This is a genomic window from Arthrobacter sp. B2a2-09 (genome assembly GCF_027587375.1).
Lineage (GTDB): Bacteria > Actinomycetota > Actinomycetes > Actinomycetales > Micrococcaceae > Arthrobacter.
This window is the reverse complement of record NZ_JAMXIC010000004.1, coordinates 94569-115681: the sequence shown is the minus strand read 5'-3', so window position 1 is coordinate 115681 and position 21113 is coordinate 94569. Positions and strand designations below refer to the sequence as shown.

Sequence of the window (21113 nt, the reverse complement as noted above, 5' to 3'; positions counted from 1 at the left end):
CCACGGCCCTTCACTCGCCGCGCCTAGATTTCCGCCCCTTCAAGCAGTTCCGTGACGAGGGCCGCGATCGGCGAGCGTTCGGAGCGGGTCAGGGTGATGTGGCCGAACAGCGGGTGTCCCTTGAGGGTCTCGACGACGGCGGCAACGCCGTCGTGCCGGCCGACGCGGAGGTTGTCCCGCTGGGCGACGTCGTGGGTCAGGACGATCTTGGAGTTCTGGCCGATACGGCTCATGACCGTGAGGAGCACGTTCTTTTCGAGCGACTGGGCCTCGTCCACGATCACGAAGGCGTCATGGAGCGAACGTCCGCGGATGTGGGTCAGCGGCATGACTTCAAGCATGCCCCTGTCCATGACTTCTTCGACGACTTCCTGGCTGACGAGTGCACCGAGGGTGTCGAAGACCGCCTGCGCCCAGGGGTTCATCTTCTCTGCCTCGGAACCGGGCAGGTAGCCAAGTTCCTGTCCACCCACCGCGTACAGGGGGCGGAAGACGATCACCTTGCGGTGCTCCCGGCGCTCCAGGACGGCTTCGAGTCCCGCACACAAGGCGAGGGCTGACTTTCCGGTGCCCGCCCGGCCGCCGATCGAGACGATTCCGACGCTGGGATCCATGAGCAGATCGATCGCAAGCCGTTGCTCCGCCGAGCGGCCGTGCAGTCCGAAGACATCACGGTCGCCCTTGACCAGCCGCACTTGCTTGTCCGCGCCCACGCGGCCCAGGGCGGAGCCCCGGTTTGAGAGCAGTACCAGGCCCGTGTTGACGGGCAGCTCGGCCGCTGCCGGGATGAAAACCGGTTCGTGCCCGTACAGGGTGGTGATTTCGTCCTCGCTGGCTTCGATCTCTGCCATGCCGGTCCAGCCGGAGTCCTTGACGAGTTCATTGCGGTATTCGTCCGCGAACAGCCCCATCGCGGAGGCTTTGACTCGCATGGGCAGGTCTTTGGAGACAACCGTGACGTTGTGGCCTTCGTTGGCGAGGTTCTTGGCGACTGCCAGGATGCGGCTGTCGTTGTCCGCACCGCGGAATCCTGCCGGAAGCACTTCGGTGGACACGTGGTTCATCTCGACACGCAGCGTTCCGCCGTCGGATCCGATCGGGATGGGTTGATTCAACCCGCCATGCTCAATGCGCAGGTCATCCAGGAGCCGGAGGGCCTTGCGGGCGAAGTAGCCCAACTCGGGATCGTGGCGTTTGCCTTCCAATTCTGTGATGACCACGATCGGGACAATGACTTCGTGCTCCGCGAAGCGCAACAGGGCGTGCGGATCGGAAAGCAATACGGAAGTGTCAATCACATAGCTTCGGCCAGTCGGGGTCCCGGACTTTGCAGTCCGCCCACTGTTGACCCGCTTGGTGCGAGAGGTAGCTGAACTTTCCCCGTCGGAAACGACTACGGGCAGTTGCTCAGAAATAGCCACATCGACTCCAGCCCCGGGCGAACCCGGCTTATTCGTGAGGCGGCTCGGCCGGAAGGCCGGGCGCGGCCCCCCACGTAACTGGTGCGATGATTCGCTCCATCTACTGGCCTCCCCGATCAGCAGGCGGTTTGCCTACTGATGGGATTAACGTATTCCCGTGCGATTACATTTCCGGTTAGCCCAAACGGCGATTCATGTAGACAAATTGTGAACATCCCGTAAACGGGAGCGCACCGGCTAGACACCGCGTCAGGAACCGTAGCGGCGCTGGCGGCCTGCGTAATCCCTCAAGGCGCGTAGGAAATCGATCTTGCGGAACGCGGGCCAGAGTGCCTCGCAAAAGTAGAACTCGCTGTAGGCGCTTTGCCACATGAGGAAACCTGACAAGCGCTGTTCACCTGACGTGCGGATCACCAGATCGGGGTCCGGCTGGCCGCGCGTGTAGAGGAAACGCGAGATGTCGTCCACTGAAAGTTCATCGGCCAGCTCGGTGATGTTGCGGCCATGCGCGACGGCGTCGTGCAGCAATTCCCGCACGGCGTCAACGATTTCGCGCCGTCCGCCGTAGCCGACAGCCACGTTCACGTGCAGCCGCTCGCGGATCGGAGTGCGTGCCGTGAGCTTGTTGAGCCGCTCGGCGAGATAGTCCGGAAGGAGCTCGGGCGCACCCATGGCGTGGACCGAGATATTGGCGTCGTCATCCAAGCGATCGAGGGTGTTGGCGATGATTCCCATGAGCAGTTCGAGCTCTTCACCGGAGCGGTTCATGTTGTCCGTCGAGAGCATGTACAGCGTGACGACCTTGACCCCAAGTTCCTGGCACCAGCCGAGGAATTCGTGGATCTTGTCCGCGCCTGCTTGATGGCCTTCGCTGGTGGGAGCGTTGAATTGCCGCGCCCAGCGGCGGTTGCCATCCACCATGACGCCGATATGCCGGGGAATCTTCTCCTGCTCGAGCGAACGGAGCAGTTTGCGCTCGTAGAAGCCGTAGAGGAAGCCGGGCCACTCCATCCGGACACTCACCTGACTTCCTTTGAACACCACATGAAAAGCGACACAACAACGACGGCGGCTGGCCTGGTTGGCAGCCCACCCTCAGCCAAACAACTATCGGCGCCTCCGGACTGCTGCCGTAGGTGCACCACCTAGGCTACCTTCCCAAGCTGGGCGGTCGTCACACCCGAGCAGCGGAAAGCGATCGCAAACTGCGTTACTCCGCGGTAACTTATCCCGGCGCGGGGTACGCTTTAACGATGTCGGAGCTGCTCTCAATCAAGCCAAGGTGGCGCGGCTGGATACATGCTGTGGCCACGCCCTTCGCCGTTGCGGCAGGGATCGTCCTTGTGGCGTTGGCGCCTACGACGGATCGCAAAATCGCCTCCGCCATCTACGCTTTCACGGGAGTACTGCTCTTCGGCGTGTCCGCGGTCTACCACCGCGGCAATTGGGAGCCGAAGACCAGGATGGTCCTCAAGCGCCTGGACCACACCAACATCATGCTGGTGATCGCGGGCAGCTACACGCCCCTTGCGTGGTCACTGCTGGAGCGCCCCAAGGCGGTGCTCCTGCTGTGGGTGATCTGGTCCGGAGCGCTGCTGGGAGTACTGTTCCGGGTTCTCTGGACCGGCGCTCCACGTTGGCTCTACGTGCCCATCTACGTTGCACTGGGCTGCGGGGCGTTGTTCTACTTGCCGGAGTTCTTCGCAGCGAGCGTTCCAGCCACGATCCTGATCTGTGCGGGTGGGGCCTTCTACATCGCCGGCGCGGTTTTCTACGGGATCAAGAGGCCCAACTTCAGTCCGTTGAACTTCGGCTTCCATGAACTCTTCCACGCCCTCACGGTGCTCGCGTTCGCCGCACATTTCGCCGCAATCATGATTGCGGTGCTGAGTTAGTTTGCGGCTGAGCTAGCCTCCGGCCTCCGTCATCGTGTCAAGGCGCCGCATCAGTTCCTCGACGGAGCCAAGCGGCAGGTCACACACCATGCCCCGGCACAAGTACACCTGTGGTGAGCCGTCCGCAGCAGCCGTCCGTGCCTCAAGCAGTGGCACCTCCGGTTCCGCGGCGCGGGCCTCCGGCAGCGCGCCGTCGTCGGCGGCTTTTTCGCCAGCAACACCGATCTGGACCGCCACCACCATCCCCGGGCTCGGCGAGGCCAACAGGGCGCGATGGAGTTCCCGTTGCTTCTGGTCTCGAGGGCCGGATACGGCGGCCTCTATGGGACCAGCCACGGCCGCCTGGGCGGTCGCAAGCAGCCATCCCGCCACCCTTGGTGCCCGCCCGGCTATGGGCGGCAGGAGCGACAGGATGTTGCTTGCCATGGCCCTGTGCTCGTGCGAACCGGAGTAGGCCGCATAGCTCAGCAAAACTCCGGAAAACGCCGCTGCCCCGCTGGGCGCCGCATTGTCGAAGGGGTCCAGGCCCGCGTGCTGGCCCTGCGCATTGAATACCTGGGCCGACTCCCCCACGGAGTCCGACAACCTGCCATCCACCACGAAGCGCGCGCAGGCTCCGCTGATCAGCTCCTCTGCCAACCCATACCAGCGCCGCCGGCCCGTCACGGCGTAGAGCGCCAGGAAGCCTTCCGCGCAAAACGCATAGTCTTCCAACAGGCCGCTGATCCCTCGCGCAACGCCATCGTGCGAGACCCTGATCAGGACCCCCGCGCCGGGTTTTGAGGTGCCGGGTTTTTGTGCGCCAGCCTTGGACGCCGGGCGCCAATGCACGCGCACCAGGTACTCGGCCAGGCTTTCCGCGGCGGTCACCAGTTCCGGCCTGTCCAGGACGGCACCGGCTTCGGCAAGCGCCGCGATGGCCAGGCCGTTCCAGCCTGCCACTACTTTGTCGTCCCGGGCAGGCTGGGGGCGCGCCGAGCGCGCGGCGCGCAAGACGGGCCTGACGCGGTTCCACAACCGCGATTCCGCCCCGGACAGCTGGCGCCCCGGATGGAGGGGAGAGCCAAGCTCCGAGACCGTCCCGGACGGCCCCACGTTCATCAGCCGGGCCACGGCCGCTCCGTCCCCAGGGCCGAGCGCGGCTTCGAGGCTCGCGGGAGTCCACAGGTAGGACGCCCCTTCGTGATGCACTCCGTCCACCACGGTATCGGCGTCAAGCGAGGAAGCGAGTCCGTCCGGGGTTGCGGGATCGCCCACGCCGAGCGAGTCCAGCATCCAGTCCGCCACCCGCGACGCCACACTTGCGGCCTCGCCGGCCGGCAGGACCCAGTCGCCGTGCAACCGGACCCAGTGGACGTAGGCGCGGAGAAGCTGGGCGTTGTCGTAGAGCATCTTCTCGAAATGCGGCACGGACCAATCCGCTGTCACGGAATACCGGGCGAAGCCGCCGTCGAGCTGGTCGCACAATGCGGAACGGGCCATGGCGGCGAGGGTGCGGCCCGCCATGTCGCGGGCGGCGTCCGACGTATCCGACGGCGCTGCAGCGTGCCGTATCAGGAACTCAAGAACAGCCGACGGCGGGAACTTGGGAGCGCCGCCGAAGCCACCGCCGTCGGGATCTTCCGAACGGGCGAGAAGTCGCACCGCCTCCGAAAGCAGGCTCGTGTCCAGGCTTTCGGGCGGCCTGTCGAGGAACACCGCCGAGGCGAGCTGGGCATTGGCCATGCCGACGGCGAGCATCCGGGCATTCTGCTCGACGGCGTCCCGGCGTTCCAGCCACGCCTCGTGGACCGCTTCAAGCACCTGGCGGAAGGACGGCCTCCCGGGCTGGGCCGTTGGCGGGAAATAGGTGCCTGCATGGAAGGCCAAGCCCTCGGGCGTCAGGAAGACGGACATCGGCCAGCCGCCCTCGCCGCTGATGGCCTGAGTGGCCGCCATGTAGATCGAGTCCACGTCAGGGCGTTCTTCGCGGTCCACTTTGATGGCCACGAAACGGGCGTTCAGGTAGTCGGCGGTGTCCTGGTCTTCGAAGGACTCGTGGGCCATGACATGGCACCAGTGGCACGCGGCATAGCCGATGGAGAGAAAGACGGGCACATCGCGGGCCGCCGCGAACGCGAAGGCCTCATCGCCGAACGGCCGCCAGTGCACTGGATTGTGCGCATGCTGGCGAAGATAGGCGGACGGTTCCGAGCCGAGGGCGTTGGACGCCCCCGGCCATTCCCGGGTGGTGCCCGGGTCAGCGGGCTCCGGAGCCGGCATCGCCGTCGGAGTCTTCTGCGCTCGGCTTGCCCGATACGACGCCGTCAGTCTCGGTGCCGTCGGCCTCGCCGACCAGGGCTTCTTCAACCTGGGCGCGGTAGCGGACCCGCCGGATCCGGCGGACCATGTCCACGATCAGGAAGGTCGTGAGCACCACGATGAAGGCAGTCAGGACGAAACCCCAGGTCCCCGGGGTCACCTGGTCTTCCGACAAGCCGGGGCGCAGCGACGGGGTCGGGGTAGGCGACGGGGTCGTGGCCAGGGCGATGAGAAAGTGGTGCACGGTTCAAACCTTCTATGGGAGTTTCCAGCCGGGTGGCGACTTCTACGCTTGATAGAAATCGCCGACGATCCTATCTTAGCCCTGCGAACAGGTCCTTTTCCGGCAGTTCGGCCGGGATCCGGGAGTGGACCAGCGTGTAGTCCTCCCACGGCCAGGCCCTGCGCTGCATGTCCGGGGACACCGCGAAGAAGAAGCCAAGGGGATCAATCTGCGTCCGATGCGCCCGGAGTGCGTCGTCTCGGGCCTCGAAGTAGTCACCGCAATCCACCTTCGTGGTGGTCTGGTGCATCGGCCTCGGCGGAGTGTGGCCTTCCGCATCGGCTTCCAGCCAGGAAGCCAAGCGTTCGGCGTAAGGCGATTGCAATCCTGCCTCTTCGAGCGCGAAATGCAAGGCGCGGAAGCGGTCCGGGCTGAAGGCGCGGTCGTAGTACAGCTTGCTGGGCGCCCAGCTTTCGCCTATCCCCGGGTAGCGCTCCGGGTCACCCGCAGCGTGGAAAGCTTCGACGGCAACCTTGTGGGCCATGATGTGGTCCGGATGCGGGTAGCCGCCGTTTTCGTCGTAGCTCACCATGACGTGCGGCTTGAAGTCGCGGACCAGGCGGACCAGCGGTGCCGCCGCCCGCTCAAGGGGCTGAAGCGCAAAGCAGCCGCTAGGCAGGGGTGGCAACGGATCGCCGTCGGGCAGTCCGGAATCCACGAAACCCAACCAACGCTGCTTGACTCCCAGGACCGCGGCAGCTTGCTTCATTTCCAAGCGCCGCGCGCCTGCCATGTCCCGCTTCGGGTGCGGAGCCGACTCCATGGCCGGGTTCTGGATGTCCCCGCGGGAACCGTCAGTGCACGTAGCCACCATGACCTCCACGCCGGAAGCCGCGTACATCGCCATGGTTGCCGCGCCCTTGCTTGACTCGTCGTCCGGATGCGCGTGGACGGCGAGCAGCCGGAGCTGCGTGTCGGGACTGGTGGATGTGCTCATCCGGTACGGTTCCTCTTTCTGGGGTAAAGCTCTTCTGGGTAATGCTCTTCTGGGTAAGGCTGATGGCCGGGTGTTGCCGAGGCGTTTCCATGGTGTGCATCGAGGTGCCGAAAGCCCACTAAACTAGGTGGGTGACTTCGGAAGACCCATCGGGCACGGCGCTGCCGGCAACTACCAGCCTAGCCAATCGCTACGGCAGCCAAAAGCGCGCCTTCGGAGGGAAAACCAAACGGAACATCGTGATCGCCTTTATCGTTCTCGGTATCGGGCTCCTGGCATGGTTGACCATTTCTTCCTCGCAATCGTCTGTGACTTTCAAAGACATCGGCTACAGCGCTACCGACGCCACCCAAACCGTGGTCGATTTCCAAGTCACCAAGAATCCTGATGCCACGGCAAAATGTGCCATCAAGGCCATGGACTCCGGGTTCGCGGTGGTCGGCTGGAAAGTCGTCCAGATCGGCCCTAATGCCCCCAAGGACGGCGCCGACGGCGGCCAGACAACCGCCCAAAGGACCATCCTTCGCACCGAGTCCGGGGCCGTGTCCGCCGTCGTGGACAACTGCTGGATTGTCGACAGCAGCAAATAACAAACGTGTGACCCGCGACTCAGCGAGCTTGGGTTTGTCCACAGGATTGACTACACTAGATCAATACCTTAACCCCGCTGAGTTGGTTGCTGAGTTCCACGAGTGGCCTGCACCGGCGGGGTCTTTGCTTGTCAGATCCATAAGGAGAAGTCCGTGTCGACCACCAACAGCGCGCCTGCAGCTTGGCTTACCCAGGACGCATTTGACCGCCTGAAGGCAGAGCTGGACCGCCTTTCCGGCCCTGGCCGTGCGGAGATCGTACAGAAGATCGAAGCCGCCCGCCAGGAAGGCGACCTCAAGGAAAACGGTGGATACCACGCCGCCAAGGAGGAGCAGGGCAAGATCGAGGCCCGCATCCGCCAGCTGACCGTGCTCCTGCGCGACGCCCAGGTCGGCGAAGCTCCGGCCGATGACGGAATCGTCGAGCCCGGCATGCTGGTCGTCGCCCGCATCGCCGGTGACGAAGAGACCTTCCTGCTCGGATCCCGTGAAATCGCCGGCGATTCCGATCTCAACGTCTTCAGCGAGAAGTCCCCGCTGGGCGTGGCCATCATGGGCCACAAGGAAGGCGACAAGATCAGCTACGTCGCCCCCAACGGCAAGGAAATTCCGGTGGAGATTGTTTCCGCCAAGCCGTTCGCTGGCTGATAGTCCCCACCGCCACCCTCGCCTCGCAAGTCCCCACCGGCCAGGGAACCCTGGCGGCGTGGGCCCACGCGGTTGTTGTCGTTTCGGCGGCCCACCCCTTCGCGGGGAGGGCCGCCGTTTTGCTTTTGCTCCCCCAACTAGCTCGCAGTTGTTGTCGTTATGAGCCCTCATAACGACAACAACTGCGAGTTAGTTGGGTGGGCCACGGCGTTAGCTGGGTGGGGCCACGGCGGCGGCGGGGCGCGGGCGCAGCAGCACTGCGGCCACCACTCCCCCGATGGCCCCGCCAAGATGCGCTTGCCAGGAGACGATCCCCAATACCATGGGCAGCAGGCCGAACAAGATGCTGCCATACGCCAGGAAGAGCACCACGGACAGTAGGATTTGCCACCAGCTGCGGTTGAAAAAGCCACGCACCAGCAGGAACGCGAAGAGCCCGAAAACCAGGCCCGAAGCGCCTACTGTCACACCTCCTGTGCCGATGAGCCACACCGCAAGGCCTGAACCTAGCCAGCTGAACGCAAGAGCCGTCAGGAACACCCGGAGACCGGACAGGAATACCAGGAATCCGAAGATGACCAACGGCAGCGCATTGGACAGGAGATGACCGAAATTGGCGTGGAACAAGGGGAACGTCAGGATGTCGAAAACCCCGTCCACGCTCCGCGGCCGCAGCCCGAAGGTGGCGTTGAGGCTGTGCGACATCAAGGTGTTGACCAACTCGATCACAGCCAACAGCGCCACGAAGCCACCCATGAACAGCAATCCACCCCTGGCGCGGGTGGCCAGTGAATCCTTGGCCGGTATCCGCCCGTCCCCGTTGCCGTAAAGCGCCATGGTCAGCAGCCCGTCAGTGCACCACGATCGGGTGGAAGCCCTCGGCACGAAGGGCTGCCAGGACCTGCTCGCTGTGCTCGTGGCCCTTGGTTTCCAGGTTGACGGTGATGGAGACGTCGCCCATGCTGATCGCGCCGCCCACCCGCGTGTGGTCCAGGCCGGTCACATTCGCATCGTTTTCGGCGATGATGCGGGCGATGGTGGCCAAGGAACCGGGCCGGTCATCCAGCATCATGCGCACTGTCATGTAGCGTCCGGCCGCTGAGAGGCCGCGCTGGATCACCTTGAGCATCAGCATGGGGTCGATGTTGCCGCCGGACAGGATGACGGCAGTGGTTCCGGGGTTTTCGATCTTGCCGTCCATGAGGGCGGCGACGCCGACAGCACCGGCCGGCTCAACCACCATCTTGGCCCGCTCCAGCAGGAAGATGAGCGCCCGGGCCAAGGAGTCTTCGCTCACGGTCACGACGTCGTCCACAAGTTCGCGGATGATGCTGAAGGGCAGTTGGCCGGGGCGTCCGACGGCGATGCCATCCGCCATGGTGGAAACCTTCTTGAGCGGCACCAAGGCATCGGCGGCGAGCGACGGCGGGTAGGCGGCCGCATTTTCGGCCTGCACGCCGATGATCCGGATCTCGCGTCCCAGCTCCCTTGCCCTCGCTTTGATCGCGACGGCGACTCCAGCCAGCAGGCCACCGCCACCGACGCCCATGAGGACAGTGTCGACGTTGGGGACCTGGTCCAGGATTTCGAGCCCGACGGTGCCCTGGCCCGCCACGACGTCGACGTTGTCGAAGGGGTGGACGAAGACGGCGCCTGTTTCGTCGGCGTAGCGTTGCGCCTCGGCCAGGGCCTCATCGACGTTGTGTCCGTGCAGGACAACTTCGGCTCCGTGGCTGCGGGTCGCAGCAAGCTTCGGAAGCGCTACGCCGAGCGGCATGTAGATGCGTGCCTTGATTCCCAGGCTTTTCGCCGCCACTGCAACGCCTTGCGCGTGGTTGCCAGCCGAAGCCGCGACCACGCCGCGCTTCTTTTCCTCAGGAGACAGGCGCGCCATCCGCACATAGGCGCCACGGACCTTGAAGGAACCTGCCCGCTGGAGGTTCTCGCATTTGAAGAAGACCTCTCCGCCTACCATCGCTCCCAGGGCCCGTGAGGACTCGATGGGCGTCTTGGTAATAATGCCCTCGAGCAGCTCCCGCGCCTTAAGGACATCGTCCAGGGTGACGGGCAGGGTATCGAGGGTATTCACGGGTTATTCTCCTTTGTTGGTGTGGCCTGCGGCATCCTTGGGGAATGTCCGTTCCGCAGCCGCGTACTGACCTGCGGCGCCTTTGCCGCTGTTGGACCGTGCGCCGGCGATGGCGCCGGGAAGGTGGATTTCCTTGATGGTGGGGTCCTCATCGGAGTCCTGTGGTGCAGTCCCTGCGCCAGCGTACGCCGTCATCAGTCCTTCATCATGTTCCCACGTCCGCGCGGCAATATAGCGAACCGCCGTATTTGCTACGGCGAGGAGCGGAACGGCAAAGAGCGCTCCCGGGATTCCGGCCAGGTAGGAACCGGCTGCGACCGACAAGATCACGGCGACAGGGTGCAGCGATACGGCCTTGCCCATGATGAGCGGCTGGAGGATATGGCTTTCTAGCTGCTGCACGAACAGCACGATGGCCAACATGACGAGCGCGTTGACGGGACCGTTGGCCACCAAAGCCAGGAGCACGGCGATGGCTCCCGTCACGAGGGCACCAACCACCGGGATAAATGAACCGATAAACACCAGGACACCCAGGGGCAGGGCGAGGGGAACCTGGATAATCGCTGCGCCGACGCCGATCCCCACCGCGTCCACGAACGCCACGAACATCTGGATGCGCACGTAGCTGACCATCGACGACCAACCGCGCCGGCCGGCGCCGTCGGCCGCTGAGCGTGCAGTCCTGGGCAGGAGCCCGACAATGAACCGCCAGATCCTGGATCCTTCCAGGAGGAAGAAAATCAGGATGAACAGGGCCAAGACCATGCCCGCGGCAAAATGCCCGGCGGTACTACCGAACGACAGGGCACCGCTGAGGATGCTGCTGCTGTTGTTCTGCAGGGCCGCGGTGGCGCTCTGGATATATGTGTCGATCTGGTCCGCGGTCAGATGCAGCGGCCCATCGGCGAGCCACGCCTGGATTTGCTGGATGCCCGCAAGCGCTTCCAGCCAGAGCTCGCCGAATCCCACGGCAAGCTGCCGTCCCACCAACGCCAGGGCTCCCGCAATGACCCCGAGGAACCCCACCACAGTGATGGCGACAGCCGCTCCGTGCGGCACCTTGAGCTTCCTGAGCCACCCCGTGACCGGATAGAGCAAGCCGGCCAGGAGGGAGGCGACCATGAGCGGGATGATGAGGAAGCTGACCTTCCCCAACAACCAAATGAGGGCCCCAAGTACCACCAATATGAGGCCCACCCGCCAGGCCCAAGCGGCGGCAATCCGGACTCCGTACGGGATGTCCTGCGCAATGTGATGTTCCGACACCGCCCTGGGCACGGCCGAAACCGGGTCACTTGTTGGCGTGGCGTCCTGTGCTGGCGTCATTCCCCCATAATTCCGCAGGGAGTGCCGGATGGGAAACCCATCTACAGCGCGCCCACAATTCCCCACGTCATGGTGAAGGTCTCCCCCGGTTCAAGCCAGCGGAGGCCCTCCCCCGAGTTGAACGCGTTCGCCGGACCGGTCATGGGCTCGATCGCAACGGCCTTCGAGCGGCCCGGAAAAGTATCCGTGACGAAAACATGGACGTAGGCGCAGTTTTCGTCCTGCTCCAAGGAAACGCTCCGGCCATCCGGCGCTGACAGCGTTTGGCGGGCGACGCCGCCGTCGTACGCCAACCCGGTGAACGCCACATCGATATCGAGGCCGCCCACACTGCGGCCGCCGCCAAGATCAAAATCGCCATCGACGGCGACAGAGCTACGCGGGATAAGCCGCTCGTCGGCCACGAGCCGCGTGCCGGCGTGGACAGTCAGGACCAGCTCTTCTGGCGGAACGTCCCCCACGCGCAAATACGGGTGCGCCCCGAGTACGAAAGGCGCGGGGGCAGCCGAATCATTGATGAAACTCTGGGAGACCCGCAGTGCGAGCCCGGCGTCGATCTCGTACCGGACCTGATGCCGGGCGAGGAAGGGGTAGCCGTGCTGCGGGAAGATCACGGCTTCGAGGGTCACGGAGAACTCGTCTTCCGCCACGAGGGCATAGGACGAGTTGCGCAGGAGCCCGTGGCTCGCGTTGCTGCGGGACACCTCCGTGATGTCCAGTTGCTGCTTCTTGCCGTCAAGGTACCAGATCCCGTCCTCGATCCGGTTGGCCCACGGAGCCAGGGTAATTCCGGTGGCGCCGGGCGGAAGTTGCCCGTCACCGTAGCTCTCGGTGAGCTGGACGCCGTCGCGGCTGAACAACCGCAAGCCCGCGGCGAGCTCGGTGACGACGGCGAGTGCGTCACCGCGGCGGATCTCGAATTGGCGTCCGCTGGCAAAGCGGCGGGATATGGTCTCTTCGCCTGGCGCGGAAAACGGTGTTGTGGGAGGCATGGCACCACCGTACTGCATCCCGCGTGTCGCTTGGTCCCATCGCTTAATGTTCAATTTTGTTAGTTATTTTGCCTTTTTGAGCGCTCTGTGGCACCATAAATCCATGACTCGCCTTACCAGCACACGCCTCGCCGATGGCCGGGAGCTGATCTATTTCGACGACGCCGGCTCGCCGGAGCGCGATCCCGGCTCGCTGACGGATCACCGTGAGCTGCCGTCGCGCGCTGATCCGGGCGAGCTGCGCTACGACGCGCTGAGCGGCGAATGGGTCGCCGTCGCGGCACACCGCCAAAGCCGCACCCACCTGCCGCCCGCGGACCAGTGTCCGATCTGCCCCACCACGCCCGCGAACCCTTCGGAAATTCCCGCGCCGGACTACGACGTCGTGGTTTTCGAGAACCGATTCCCTTCCCTGGGACCCGCGGTCGGGACGATCCCCGGCACCCCTGCTTGGGGAACGTCAGGCCCCGCCTACGGCCGCTGCGAAGTTGTCTCGTTCACCCCCAGCCACACAGGATCCTTTGCCGGGCTTGGCGAAACCAGGGCACGCACGGTCATTGAGGCTTGGGCGCACCGGACCGAGGCGCTCAGCGCTCTCCCTGGAATCCAGCAGGTGTTCCCTTTTGAAAACCGGGGTGCGGACATCGGGGTAACCCTCCACCACCCGCACGGACAGATCTATGCCTACCCCTACGTCACGCCGCGGGCGGCAAGCCTTGGCGCCGCCGCCAGCCGGCACTTCGACGACTCCAAGGGCCGGGAATCGCTGACGTCCTCGATCCTCAAGGCTGAACGGCAGGACGGAGGCCGCATGGTGCTCGAGGCCGGGCATTTCAGCGCTTACGTGCCGTTCGCTGCTCGCTGGCCGCTGGAGGTGCACCTCGTCCCGCATCGGCAAGTTCCAGACCTCGCCGCCTTGAGTGGCGAAGAACGCGACGAACTGGCCCATGTCTACCTCGAGTTGCTCAAGCGCATGGACGCCCTGTATCCAACTCCCACGCCGTACATTTCCGCCTGGCACCAGGCACCCTTGGATCCCGCTTTGAGACCGTCCGGCCACCTGCACCTGCAACTCACCTCCCCGCGCCGTGCCGCCGACAAGCTCAAGTACCTTGCCGGTTCCGAGGCCGCCATGGGAGCCTTCATCAACGACACCACGCCCGAATCCGTGGCAGAACGGCTGCGCGCCGTCGCCAGCGATTCGCGGCGCCCTATTCCGGAAGGGGCCCCAGCATGACCTCCACTCCCGATGCCCCCGCCCTGAGCGTCCTGTCCGGGCATTTCGAGTCGACTTTCGGTTCAGCCCCCGACGGCGTGTGGCAGGCACCGGGACGCGTGAACCTGATCGGCGAGCACACCGATTACAACGAGGGTTTCGTGTTGCCCTTCGCGATCGACAAGACCGCGAAGGTTGCAGTCCGGATCCGCCGTGATTCACGCGTCCGGCTGCTGTCCACTTTCGGCGAGCAGGGCATGGTCGAGGCCGACGTGGACATGTTGGCCCCGGGAGCAGCCAAGGGCTGGACGAAGTATCCGCTCGGCGTGGCCTGGGCCTTGCAACAGCGCGGCATCCATGTCCCCGGCTTCGATCTCCTCATGGATTCCGATGTCCCCCTTGGCGCTGGACTGTCTTCCTCGCACGCCATCGAATGCGCAGTCATCTCGGCCCTCAACGAGCTGACGGGCGCGGGACTGGGTGCCGAAGACATGGTGCTCGCAACGCAAAGGGCCGAAAACGACTTCGTGGGCGCTCCCACCGGAATCATGGACCAGTCTGCCTCGCTTCGCGGGTCAAAGGGCCATGCCGTCTTCCTGGACTGCCGCGACCAAAGCGTACAACTGGTCCCCTTCGACGCCCAGGAAGCCGGGCTCGTGTTGCTCGTCATCGACACCAAGGTCTCCCATTCGCATGCGGACGGGGGCTACGCCTCCCGTCGGGCTTCCTGCGAACTGGGGGCCCAAGTACTGGGCGTCCCGGCCCTTCGCGACGTTGGCATCGGCGATCTGGAGGAAGCCAGCGGCCTCCTGGACAGCACGACTTTCCGGCGGGTGCGGCACATCGTCACGGAGAACGACCGCGTGTTGCAAACGGTGGAACGCCTCATCACGGACGGGCCCGCCCACATCGGCAGGCTCCTGGATGCGAGCCACGTGTCCATGCGCGATGACTTCGAAATCTCGTGCCCGGAGCTGGATCTCGCGGTGGAAACCTCCCGCGCCCACGGCGCCATCGGTGCCCGAATGACAGGAGGCGGCTTCGGCGGCTCAGCGATCGCCCTCACTCCGGTGGGCCATGAGCAGGAGGTGCGCGACGCCGTCGTACGCGCCTTCGTGGCGGCCGGTTTCACGACGCCGGACATCTTCACCGTGACCCCGGCCGCCGGGGCCACACGCCTCGCCTGACGTCGGTGCATTCGCCGCATTCGGCGAGCGGGCCCCGGCGTAAGCTGGGGGCATGACTGAGGCCGTCATTGTTTCCACCGCCAGAAGCCCCATTGGACGGGCCTTCAAAGGGTCGCTCAAGGACGAACGTCCTGATGACCTCGCGGCGGCGATGGTGACTGCTGCGCTGGCGAAGATTCCGGCTTTCGATCCGGGATCACTGGACGGCCGCGGCCTCGATGACCTCTACCTTGGTTGCGCCGAACCCAGTGGCGAGGCCGGTTCGAACATGGCCCGGGTGGTGAGCGTCCTGGCCGGTCTGGACACCGTCCCCGCGGCCACGATCAACCGCTTTTGCGCCTCGAGCCTGCAGACCCTGCGGATGGCCTTCCACGCCATCGGTTCCGGGGAAGGCCATGCCTTTGTCTCGGCGGGGGTAGAGTCCGTGTCCCGTTACCAGAACTGGGCAGGGGCGGGGGAAACGGACACCAGCCTGCATAACCCCCTGTTTGAAGCGGCGCGTGCCCGCACGGCCGCCCGGGCCGCGTCCAACACCCCATGGACGGATCCGCGCATGGGTGGACGGATGCCGGACGTCTACATCGCGATGGGACAGACCGCGGAAAACGTCGCCACGAGCCACGGGATCAGTCGCGAGGAGCAGGATCTGTGGGCAGTCCGGAGCCAGAACCGCGCTGAGGCGGCCATTGCCTCAGGTTTCTACGCCCGTGAGATCACGCCGTACACCCGCAAGGACGGCACGGTGGTGGACCGCGACGATTCACCCCGCGCCGGTGTCACCCTTGAAGGGGTCAGTGCCTTGGAACCGGTATTCCGCAAGGAAGGGACCGTGACCGCGGGGAACGCGTGCCCGCTTAATGATGGCGCCGCCGCCGTAGTGGTCATGAGCGATTTCAGGGCCCGGGAACTCGGCCTCGAGCCGCTGGCGCGTATCGTCTCGACCGGCGTCAGCGCCCTTTCCCCGGAACTCATGGGCATGGGACCCGTAGAGTCCTCCCGCCGGGCCTTGGCCTTGGCGGGGCTGAGCATGGCGGACATCGACCTGGTGGAGCTCAACGAAGCCTTCGCCGTGCAGGTGGTGGCGAGCGCCCGCGAACTCGGCATCGATCCGGAGAAGCTCAACGTTCATGGCGGCGCCATCGCCCTCGGCCACCCCTTTGGGATGACGGGTGCCCGAATGACCACCACCTTGCTCAATGGCCTCCGCGAGCGGGATGGCACCTTGGGACTGGCGACCCTGTGCGTCGGTGGCGGGCAAGGCATGGCGGTGGTCTTCGAGCGGCTTTCGTAACCGCCCGAAGACCACCAGGGTTAGTCGTCGCCGCGCAGGATCGCCAGCAGCCGGATGATCTCCACGTAGAGCCACACGAGCGTGACGGTCAGGCCGAAAGCGGCCGTCCAGGAGTATTTCTCCGGAGCGCCCTGCCGGACACCCTGCTCGATGCTCGTGAAGTCCATGACCAGGGAGAACGCGGCCAGGCCAATAGCCAGGATGCCGATGAAAACGCCCAACGGGATGCCGAAGATGTGCACGCTGCTGCTCAGGCCGAACGGCGACTGGACGGCGCCGGTCCACACCAGGACCATGTTGATCACTGCGAAGACGAGGTAGCCGAGCATGGCGATCATGAAGAAGCGCACTGCCTTGGGGGTGGCGCGCACTTTGCCGCTCTTGAAGAGGGCCAACGTCACGCCGAACACCGCGAGGGTACCGATGACTGCCTGCAGGCCAACGCCCGGGAACATACCATCCAGAAGGCGGGTCAGGCCTCCGAGGAACAAGCCCTCAAGACCGGCATAAGTCAGGATCAGCGCCGGGGACGGCTGCTTCTTGAAGGAGTTGACCATGCCCAACGCGAAGCCGCCCAACGCACCGACAACCATGAGGAGGTTTGCGGTGCCGGGGGCAACGAACAACGTGACGGCTGCACCAAGCAACAGAACTGCGAGGCAGGCCGCGGTCTTGACGATGACGTCGTCGAAAGTCATACGGCCGGTCTCGGCCGGACCGGCCGCGGGCTGGTTGTACATCTGCTGCAGCTGATCGCTGGTCATCTGCGGCTGTGCCGCCCAGGCGGGCTGGCCGTACTGGTTCTGGCCGGGCGCGCTGCCCGGAACCTGGCCGTACTGGTTCTGGCCGTACTGGTTCTGGCCGTACTGGTTCTGGCCGTGGGAGTAGCTGGGAACGGGCGGAGCCTGTGTGGCTCCACGGAAATTCTTTCCGTTGAAGATCGGGTTGCCGCCGAGTGCCATGGTGGGTGTCCTTCTTGCTATGGGTGCGAAGTGATAGTTCACGCTACCAATTCCCACGCTTGGTCCGCACCGAAAGTTCCACCGCCGTCGATGCCGGCACCCTCCTAGTTGTGAGGGTGCCGGCACATGCGGCTATCCGACGCCGAGGTACGCTTCCTTGACCGCCGGATTGGCGAGCAGTTCCTTGCCGGTGCCCCTGTGCGTAATTGACCCGGTTTCAAGGACAAAAGCACGGTGTGCACGCGCGAGGGCCTGGTTGGCGTTTTGCTCCACCAGAAGCACCGTAGTGCCTTGGTTGTTGATCTCGGTGACGATCTTGAAGATCTGCCGGATGAACTGCGGAGCAAGCCCCATGGAGGGTTCATCCAGCAGCAGCAACTTGGGGTTGGACATCAGCGCCCGGCCGATCGCAAGCATCTGTTGTTCGCCACCGCTCATGGTGCCGCCACGCTGTTTGATGCGCTCCTTCAACCGTGGAAACAGATCGAAGACGCGCTCCAAATCGTCTGCCACCTTGGTCCGGTCCTTACGGCCGTAGGAACCCATGTCAAGGTTCTCCTCCACCGTCATGCCGGGGAAGATTCCGCGTCCCTCGGGCGCTTGGGAAATCCCTTGGACGACCCGGATGTGCGCTTTCATCCTGGTGATGTCCTTACCGCCGAAGGTGATGGAACCAGCCGACGGAGTCAGCAATCCGGAGATGGTCCTCATGGTGGTGGTTTTGCCAGCACCATTGGCACCGATGAGCGAGACAATTTCGCCTTCTTCGACACTGAATGACATGTCGGAAATGGCTTGGATCCGACCATAGTGCACGGATATGTTCTTCAGCTCAAGCAAGGTCATCTTCAGGCTCCCCGAGATAGGCGGAAATAACTTTCGGGTCATCGCGGATGATCTTGGGCAACGCATCCGCAATCTTTTTCCCGAACTCCAGGACCACAATCCGGTCGGTCACGCCCATGACCAACTTCATGTCGTGCTCAATAAGCAGAACCGTGTAGCCGTCGTCACGGATGGTCCGGATGAGGGCCATGAGTTCTTCTTTTTCCGCGGGATTGAATCCGGCTGCAGGCTCATCAAGGCACAGGACCTTGGGGTCCGTGGCCAGTGCCCGCGCAATTTCCAGGCGACGCTGGTACCCATAAGGGAGGTGCCTCGACAAGAAGTGGGCATGATCAGCGATGCCCACGAACTCAAGCAATGCCATGCCGCGTTCAATTGCCGTTTTCTCTTCCCGGACATGGGTCGGCAGACGCAGGAGTGCCCCGCCGATACTCGTGCGGTGGCGTGCGTCGAGGCCAACAACCACGTTTTCCAAAGCTGTCATCTCGCCAAAAAGGCGGATGTTCTGGAAGGTCCGGGCCAAACCTCGTCTGGTGATCCTGTGCTGCGGCAGTCCGTTGAGCAGCTGGCCTTCCAGCAAGACCTTTCCCGAAGTGGGTTTGTACACGCCCGTCATGGCGTTGAAACAAGTGGTTTTACCGGCACCGTTGGGACCGATCAAACCGAGGATTTCGCCTCGGTTGATATCGAACGTGACATTGTCCAAAGCCGTGAGGCCACCGAACTTGATCGTCAGGTTTTGGACCTGGACCAAGGCTTCGCCCACCTTGGTGACAATGTCCCTCTCAGGGGCTACCCTCTCGGCAACCTCCAGGTCCACACCCTGCTCCTTGAGTGCGTCGACATCAATATCCGGTTCGATCGCTTCACTCATTGCCAGACCCCTTTCCCGGTTCCAAAACGACTTTGCCCGAAGCAGGGATGTCGCCCATGGCGCCCTTGAGCTTGTTGTAAGCCAGGCGCCCGTACGCGAGGAGACTCTGGCGTGCCGGGAGGAGGCCGCCGGGGCGGAAAATCATGATGATCACCAGCGCCGCACCGAAGATCAAATACTTGAACTCGGCAATCGCGGTAAAGCGGAGCGGAATATATGCCACCAGGGAACCGCCAAGAACCGCACCGACCTTGTTTCCCGTGCCGCCCATGACAACAGCGGCGACGAACAAGATCGAAGTCGCGATATCAAATTTCTGGTTGTTCACAAAACCTACCTGGCCGGCGAACAAAGCACCCGAGAGTCCGCCCACGGAAGCACCAATCGCGAACGCCCAGACCTTGTACTTGAACGTGGGGACGCCCATGATTTCCGCGGCGTCTTCATCCTCACGGATGGCAATCCACGCGCGTCCCACCCTGCTGCGCTCCAGGTTTCCGGCGGCCAAGAGCACCACGATGATGATGGTCAGCGTCAACCAGTACCACGGAGTTCCGCTTGAGTTCAGGAAGATCGGTTGGCCGCTTGAATCCGTCCCCGGAGGGTGGCCGACGTTCTGGAAACCAACCTGGCCTTTCATTGCCGGAATGATGGTGGCCAAAATGCGCACGATCTCGCCAAAGCCAAGCGTGACGATAGCCAAGTAGTCGCCGCGGAGGCGAAGCGTAGGCACACCCAGGACCACGCCAAAGAACATGGCTACCGCCATCGCCAGCGGAAGCGTCCACAAGTAGGGAATGTGCACATACGGCGAGTCCGGGCTGGTAAACATTGCCGCTGTGTAGGAACCCAGGGCAAAGAACGCCACGTAGCCCAAGTCAAGAAGGCCCGCATAGCCGACCACCACGTTCAAGCCCACAGCCACCAAGGCATAGACAGACATTTGCGCGAGCGCAATTTGCCAATTGTTGCCCGGTTCCGTCGTGATCAGCGGCGGATTGAGGATAGGAAGCAAGTACGCAAGCACAACCACGACGATCAGTATCAGCCATTGAGTTTGCCGCGGAAGCGCATTCCATCTGTCGCTTAGCCCCGGGAACCAGCCTTTACGGCGCCGCATCTTGGCTTCGCGATCGGCAATCTCCTGCGCCGAGGCATCATCCGGAATAAGTGTGGGCCCGTCTGTTGTACTCATGCCTTACTCTTTCCTAGCGAGCTACCCAAGACGCCTTCGGGTCGCACAATCAACACCAACACCAAGACAACGAAGGCCACAACGTCCGTCCATTGTGAGCTGCCCAAGAGCACCTGGCCGTAGTTTCCAATCAAACCGATCAGCAGCCCACCCAGCAAGGCACCGCGCACATTGCCGATGCCTCCCAGAACAGCAGCGGCGAAGGCTTTGACGCCGAGGATGAATCCGCCGTTGTACTGCACCCCCGACGGGATTTTCATGACGTAGAACAGAGCTGCCGCACCGGCCAAAATACCGCCGATGATGAAGGTGGTCACGATGATCTTTTCCTTGTTGACACCCATCAAAGTTGCGGTATCCGGGTCCTGCGCGACGGCGCGGATGCCTCGGCCGGTCCGGGACCGCCTAATGAATTGATCAGTGGCGATCATCAGGATAATCGCAGCAATGACAATAACCACCTGCTGCGAATCGACGATTGTCCCGAAGACGTCGAAAATTGCCGCGGGCCGGAACATCGTCAGTGCCGCTTCCGGGCTGGGTCCGCGCCACCAGTAGATGGTGTATTGAATGGCAAAGGAAACACCGATGGCGGTAATCAAGAATGCCAGGCGGGGCGCCTTGCGCTGGCGCAAAGGTTTATAAGCCACCCTTTCCACGATCACCGCCATCAAGGCCGAGGCGATTATGGCCACAATCAGGGCGAGGACGAGGTTTCCCACGATGGCCCAGAAAGCCAGCCTTGGAGCGGACGGGCCAAAATTCAAGGCACTGAGGGTAAAGAACACCCCGTAGCAGCCCGTGATAAAGACTTCGGAGTGGGCGAAGTTGATGAGGTTGAGAACACCGTAAACGAGGGTATAGCCAAGGGCAACCAACGCGTAGATTGCCCCGAAGGTCAATCCGTCAAAGGTGGAACTCCAGAAGTTCTGGGTAAAGGAGTTTACGTCGAAGGTGATCCACGTATCGTCCACGGGAACGGAGTGGAGCAGGCTGGGAATTACTTCACTGATCATGGGCACTTCCTGATGCGTTCAAGAGAAATGCTGGGGGTCCG

Annotated in this window: 20 protein-coding genes; 6 read left to right on the top strand and 14 right to left on the bottom strand. The window is 63.6% G+C overall.

Annotation, left to right across the window (positions count from 1 at the left end; genetic code table 11):
• Positions 1-23: 23 nt before the first annotated feature.
• The gene (locus NFJ07_RS06170) at positions 24-1298 is read right to left on the bottom strand and encodes a PhoH family protein (RefSeq protein ID WP_269993222.1); all 1275 of its coding nucleotides are present in this window, start codon (positions 1296-1298) and stop codon (positions 24-26) included.
• A 372-nt stretch (positions 1299-1670) separates the two neighbouring features.
• Positions 1671-2432, bottom strand: coding sequence for an isoprenyl transferase (locus tag NFJ07_RS06165; RefSeq protein WP_269993397.1), 762 nt, complete (start codon positions 2430-2432; stop codon positions 1671-1673).
• Between the two features lie 242 nt (positions 2433-2674).
• Here NFJ07_RS06165 and trhA point away from each other — a divergent pair, with 242 nt between their 5' ends.
• Positions 2675-3316 carry a PAQR family membrane homeostasis protein TrhA gene (gene trhA / locus NFJ07_RS06160; RefSeq protein WP_269993221.1) on the top strand — a complete coding sequence of 214 codons (642 nt, stop codon included), beginning with the start codon at positions 2675-2677 and terminating at the stop codon, positions 3314-3316.
• Positions 3317-3328: 12 nt separating this feature from the next.
• Here the strand turns inward: trhA and NFJ07_RS06155 are convergent, their stop codons facing one another.
• The 3 genes from NFJ07_RS06155 to mca all read right to left on the bottom strand — a co-directional run bounded on the left by NFJ07_RS06155 (position 3329) and on the right by mca (position 6837).
• Positions 3329-5578 carry a thioredoxin domain-containing protein gene (locus tag NFJ07_RS06155; RefSeq protein ID WP_269993220.1) on the bottom strand — a complete coding sequence of 750 codons (2250 nt, stop codon included), beginning with the start codon at positions 5576-5578 and terminating at the stop codon, positions 3329-3331.
• On the bottom strand, positions 5556-5861 hold the full coding sequence (locus NFJ07_RS06150; protein WP_269993219.1) for a hypothetical protein: 306 nt from the start codon (positions 5859-5861) through the stop codon (positions 5556-5558). The genes NFJ07_RS06155 and NFJ07_RS06150 overlap by 23 nt, the downstream gene beginning before the upstream one ends.
• A gap of 70 nt (positions 5862-5931) precedes the next feature.
• A complete protein-coding gene (gene mca, locus NFJ07_RS06145; protein ID WP_269993218.1) occupies positions 5932-6837 on the bottom strand; it encodes a mycothiol conjugate amidase Mca in 906 nt (301 codons plus the stop codon).
• A gap of 131 nt (positions 6838-6968) precedes the next feature.
• On the opposite strand from mca, the gene NFJ07_RS06140 reads away from it, so the two are divergent.
• Entirely contained in the window at positions 6969-7427 is a 459-nt protein-coding gene (locus tag NFJ07_RS06140) for a DUF4307 domain-containing protein (protein ID WP_269993217.1), read from the top strand.
• Between the two features lie 153 nt (positions 7428-7580).
• The gene (gene greA, locus NFJ07_RS06135; RefSeq protein WP_269993216.1) at positions 7581-8075 is read left to right on the top strand and encodes a transcription elongation factor GreA; all 495 of its coding nucleotides are present in this window, start codon (positions 7581-7583) and stop codon (positions 8073-8075) included.
• Between the two features lie 210 nt (positions 8076-8285).
• On the opposite strand, the gene NFJ07_RS06130 is transcribed toward greA, so the two are convergent.
• Genes NFJ07_RS06130 through NFJ07_RS06115 form a run of 4 tightly spaced genes read right to left on the bottom strand, consistent with a single transcriptional unit; the run spans position 8286 to position 12485 of the window.
• Positions 8286-8912 carry a rhomboid family intramembrane serine protease gene (locus tag NFJ07_RS06130; protein WP_269993215.1) on the bottom strand — a complete coding sequence of 209 codons (627 nt, stop codon included), beginning with the start codon at positions 8910-8912 and terminating at the stop codon, positions 8286-8288.
• A 13-nt stretch (positions 8913-8925) separates the two neighbouring features.
• On the bottom strand, positions 8926-10164 hold the full coding sequence (gene ilvA / locus NFJ07_RS06125; protein WP_236816223.1) for a threonine ammonia-lyase: 1239 nt from the start codon (positions 10162-10164) through the stop codon (positions 8926-8928).
• Between the two features lie 3 nt (positions 10165-10167).
• A complete protein-coding gene (locus NFJ07_RS06120) occupies positions 10168-11493 on the bottom strand; it encodes an AI-2E family transporter (protein ID WP_269993214.1) in 1326 nt (441 codons plus the stop codon).
• 41 nt (positions 11494-11534) lie between these two features.
• Positions 11535-12485 carry an aldose 1-epimerase family protein gene (locus NFJ07_RS06115; protein ID WP_269993213.1) on the bottom strand — a complete coding sequence of 317 codons (951 nt, stop codon included), beginning with the start codon at positions 12483-12485 and terminating at the stop codon, positions 11535-11537.
• Between the two features lie 103 nt (positions 12486-12588).
• Between NFJ07_RS06115 and galT the strand changes: the two genes are divergently transcribed.
• The 3 genes from galT to NFJ07_RS06100 are packed head-to-tail and all read left to right on the top strand — an operon-like array spanning position 12589 to position 16179.
• On the top strand, positions 12589-13722 hold the full coding sequence (gene galT, locus NFJ07_RS06110; RefSeq protein ID WP_269993212.1) for a galactose-1-phosphate uridylyltransferase: 1134 nt from the start codon (positions 12589-12591) through the stop codon (positions 13720-13722).
• Positions 13719-14888 carry a galactokinase gene (galK, locus tag NFJ07_RS06105; RefSeq protein ID WP_269993211.1) on the top strand — a complete coding sequence of 390 codons (1170 nt, stop codon included), beginning with the start codon at positions 13719-13721 and terminating at the stop codon, positions 14886-14888. Before galT ends, galK begins: the two co-directional genes overlap by 4 nt.
• Positions 14889-14940: 52 nt before the next feature.
• A complete protein-coding gene (locus tag NFJ07_RS06100) occupies positions 14941-16179 on the top strand; it encodes an acetyl-CoA C-acetyltransferase (protein ID WP_269993210.1) in 1239 nt (412 codons plus the stop codon).
• A gap of 20 nt (positions 16180-16199) precedes the next feature.
• On the opposite strand, the gene NFJ07_RS06095 is transcribed toward NFJ07_RS06100, so the two are convergent.
• From NFJ07_RS06095 to NFJ07_RS06075, 5 genes are all read right to left on the bottom strand, one after another.
• Positions 16200-17141 (bottom strand): Bax inhibitor-1/YccA family protein, encoded by a 942-nt coding sequence (locus tag NFJ07_RS06095; RefSeq protein WP_269993209.1) that lies wholly within the window; start codon positions 17139-17141, stop codon positions 16200-16202.
• A gap of 132 nt (positions 17142-17273) precedes the next feature.
• Positions 17274-17987 (bottom strand): ABC transporter ATP-binding protein, encoded by a 714-nt coding sequence (locus NFJ07_RS06090; RefSeq protein ID WP_269993208.1) that lies wholly within the window; start codon positions 17985-17987, stop codon positions 17274-17276.
• Positions 17974-18861, bottom strand: a complete 888-nt coding sequence (locus NFJ07_RS06085; RefSeq protein ID WP_269993207.1) for an ABC transporter ATP-binding protein — start codon at positions 18859-18861, stop codon at positions 17974-17976. Before NFJ07_RS06085 ends, NFJ07_RS06090 begins: the two co-directional genes overlap by 14 nt.
• Positions 18854-20056 carry a branched-chain amino acid ABC transporter permease gene (locus NFJ07_RS06080; RefSeq protein ID WP_269993206.1) on the bottom strand — a complete coding sequence of 401 codons (1203 nt, stop codon included), beginning with the start codon at positions 20054-20056 and terminating at the stop codon, positions 18854-18856. Before NFJ07_RS06080 ends, NFJ07_RS06085 begins: the two co-directional genes overlap by 8 nt.
• Positions 20053-21072 (bottom strand): branched-chain amino acid ABC transporter permease, encoded by a 1020-nt coding sequence (locus NFJ07_RS06075; RefSeq protein ID WP_269993205.1) that lies wholly within the window; start codon positions 21070-21072, stop codon positions 20053-20055. Before NFJ07_RS06075 ends, NFJ07_RS06080 begins: the two co-directional genes overlap by 4 nt.
• Positions 21073-21113 lie beyond the last annotated feature (41 nt).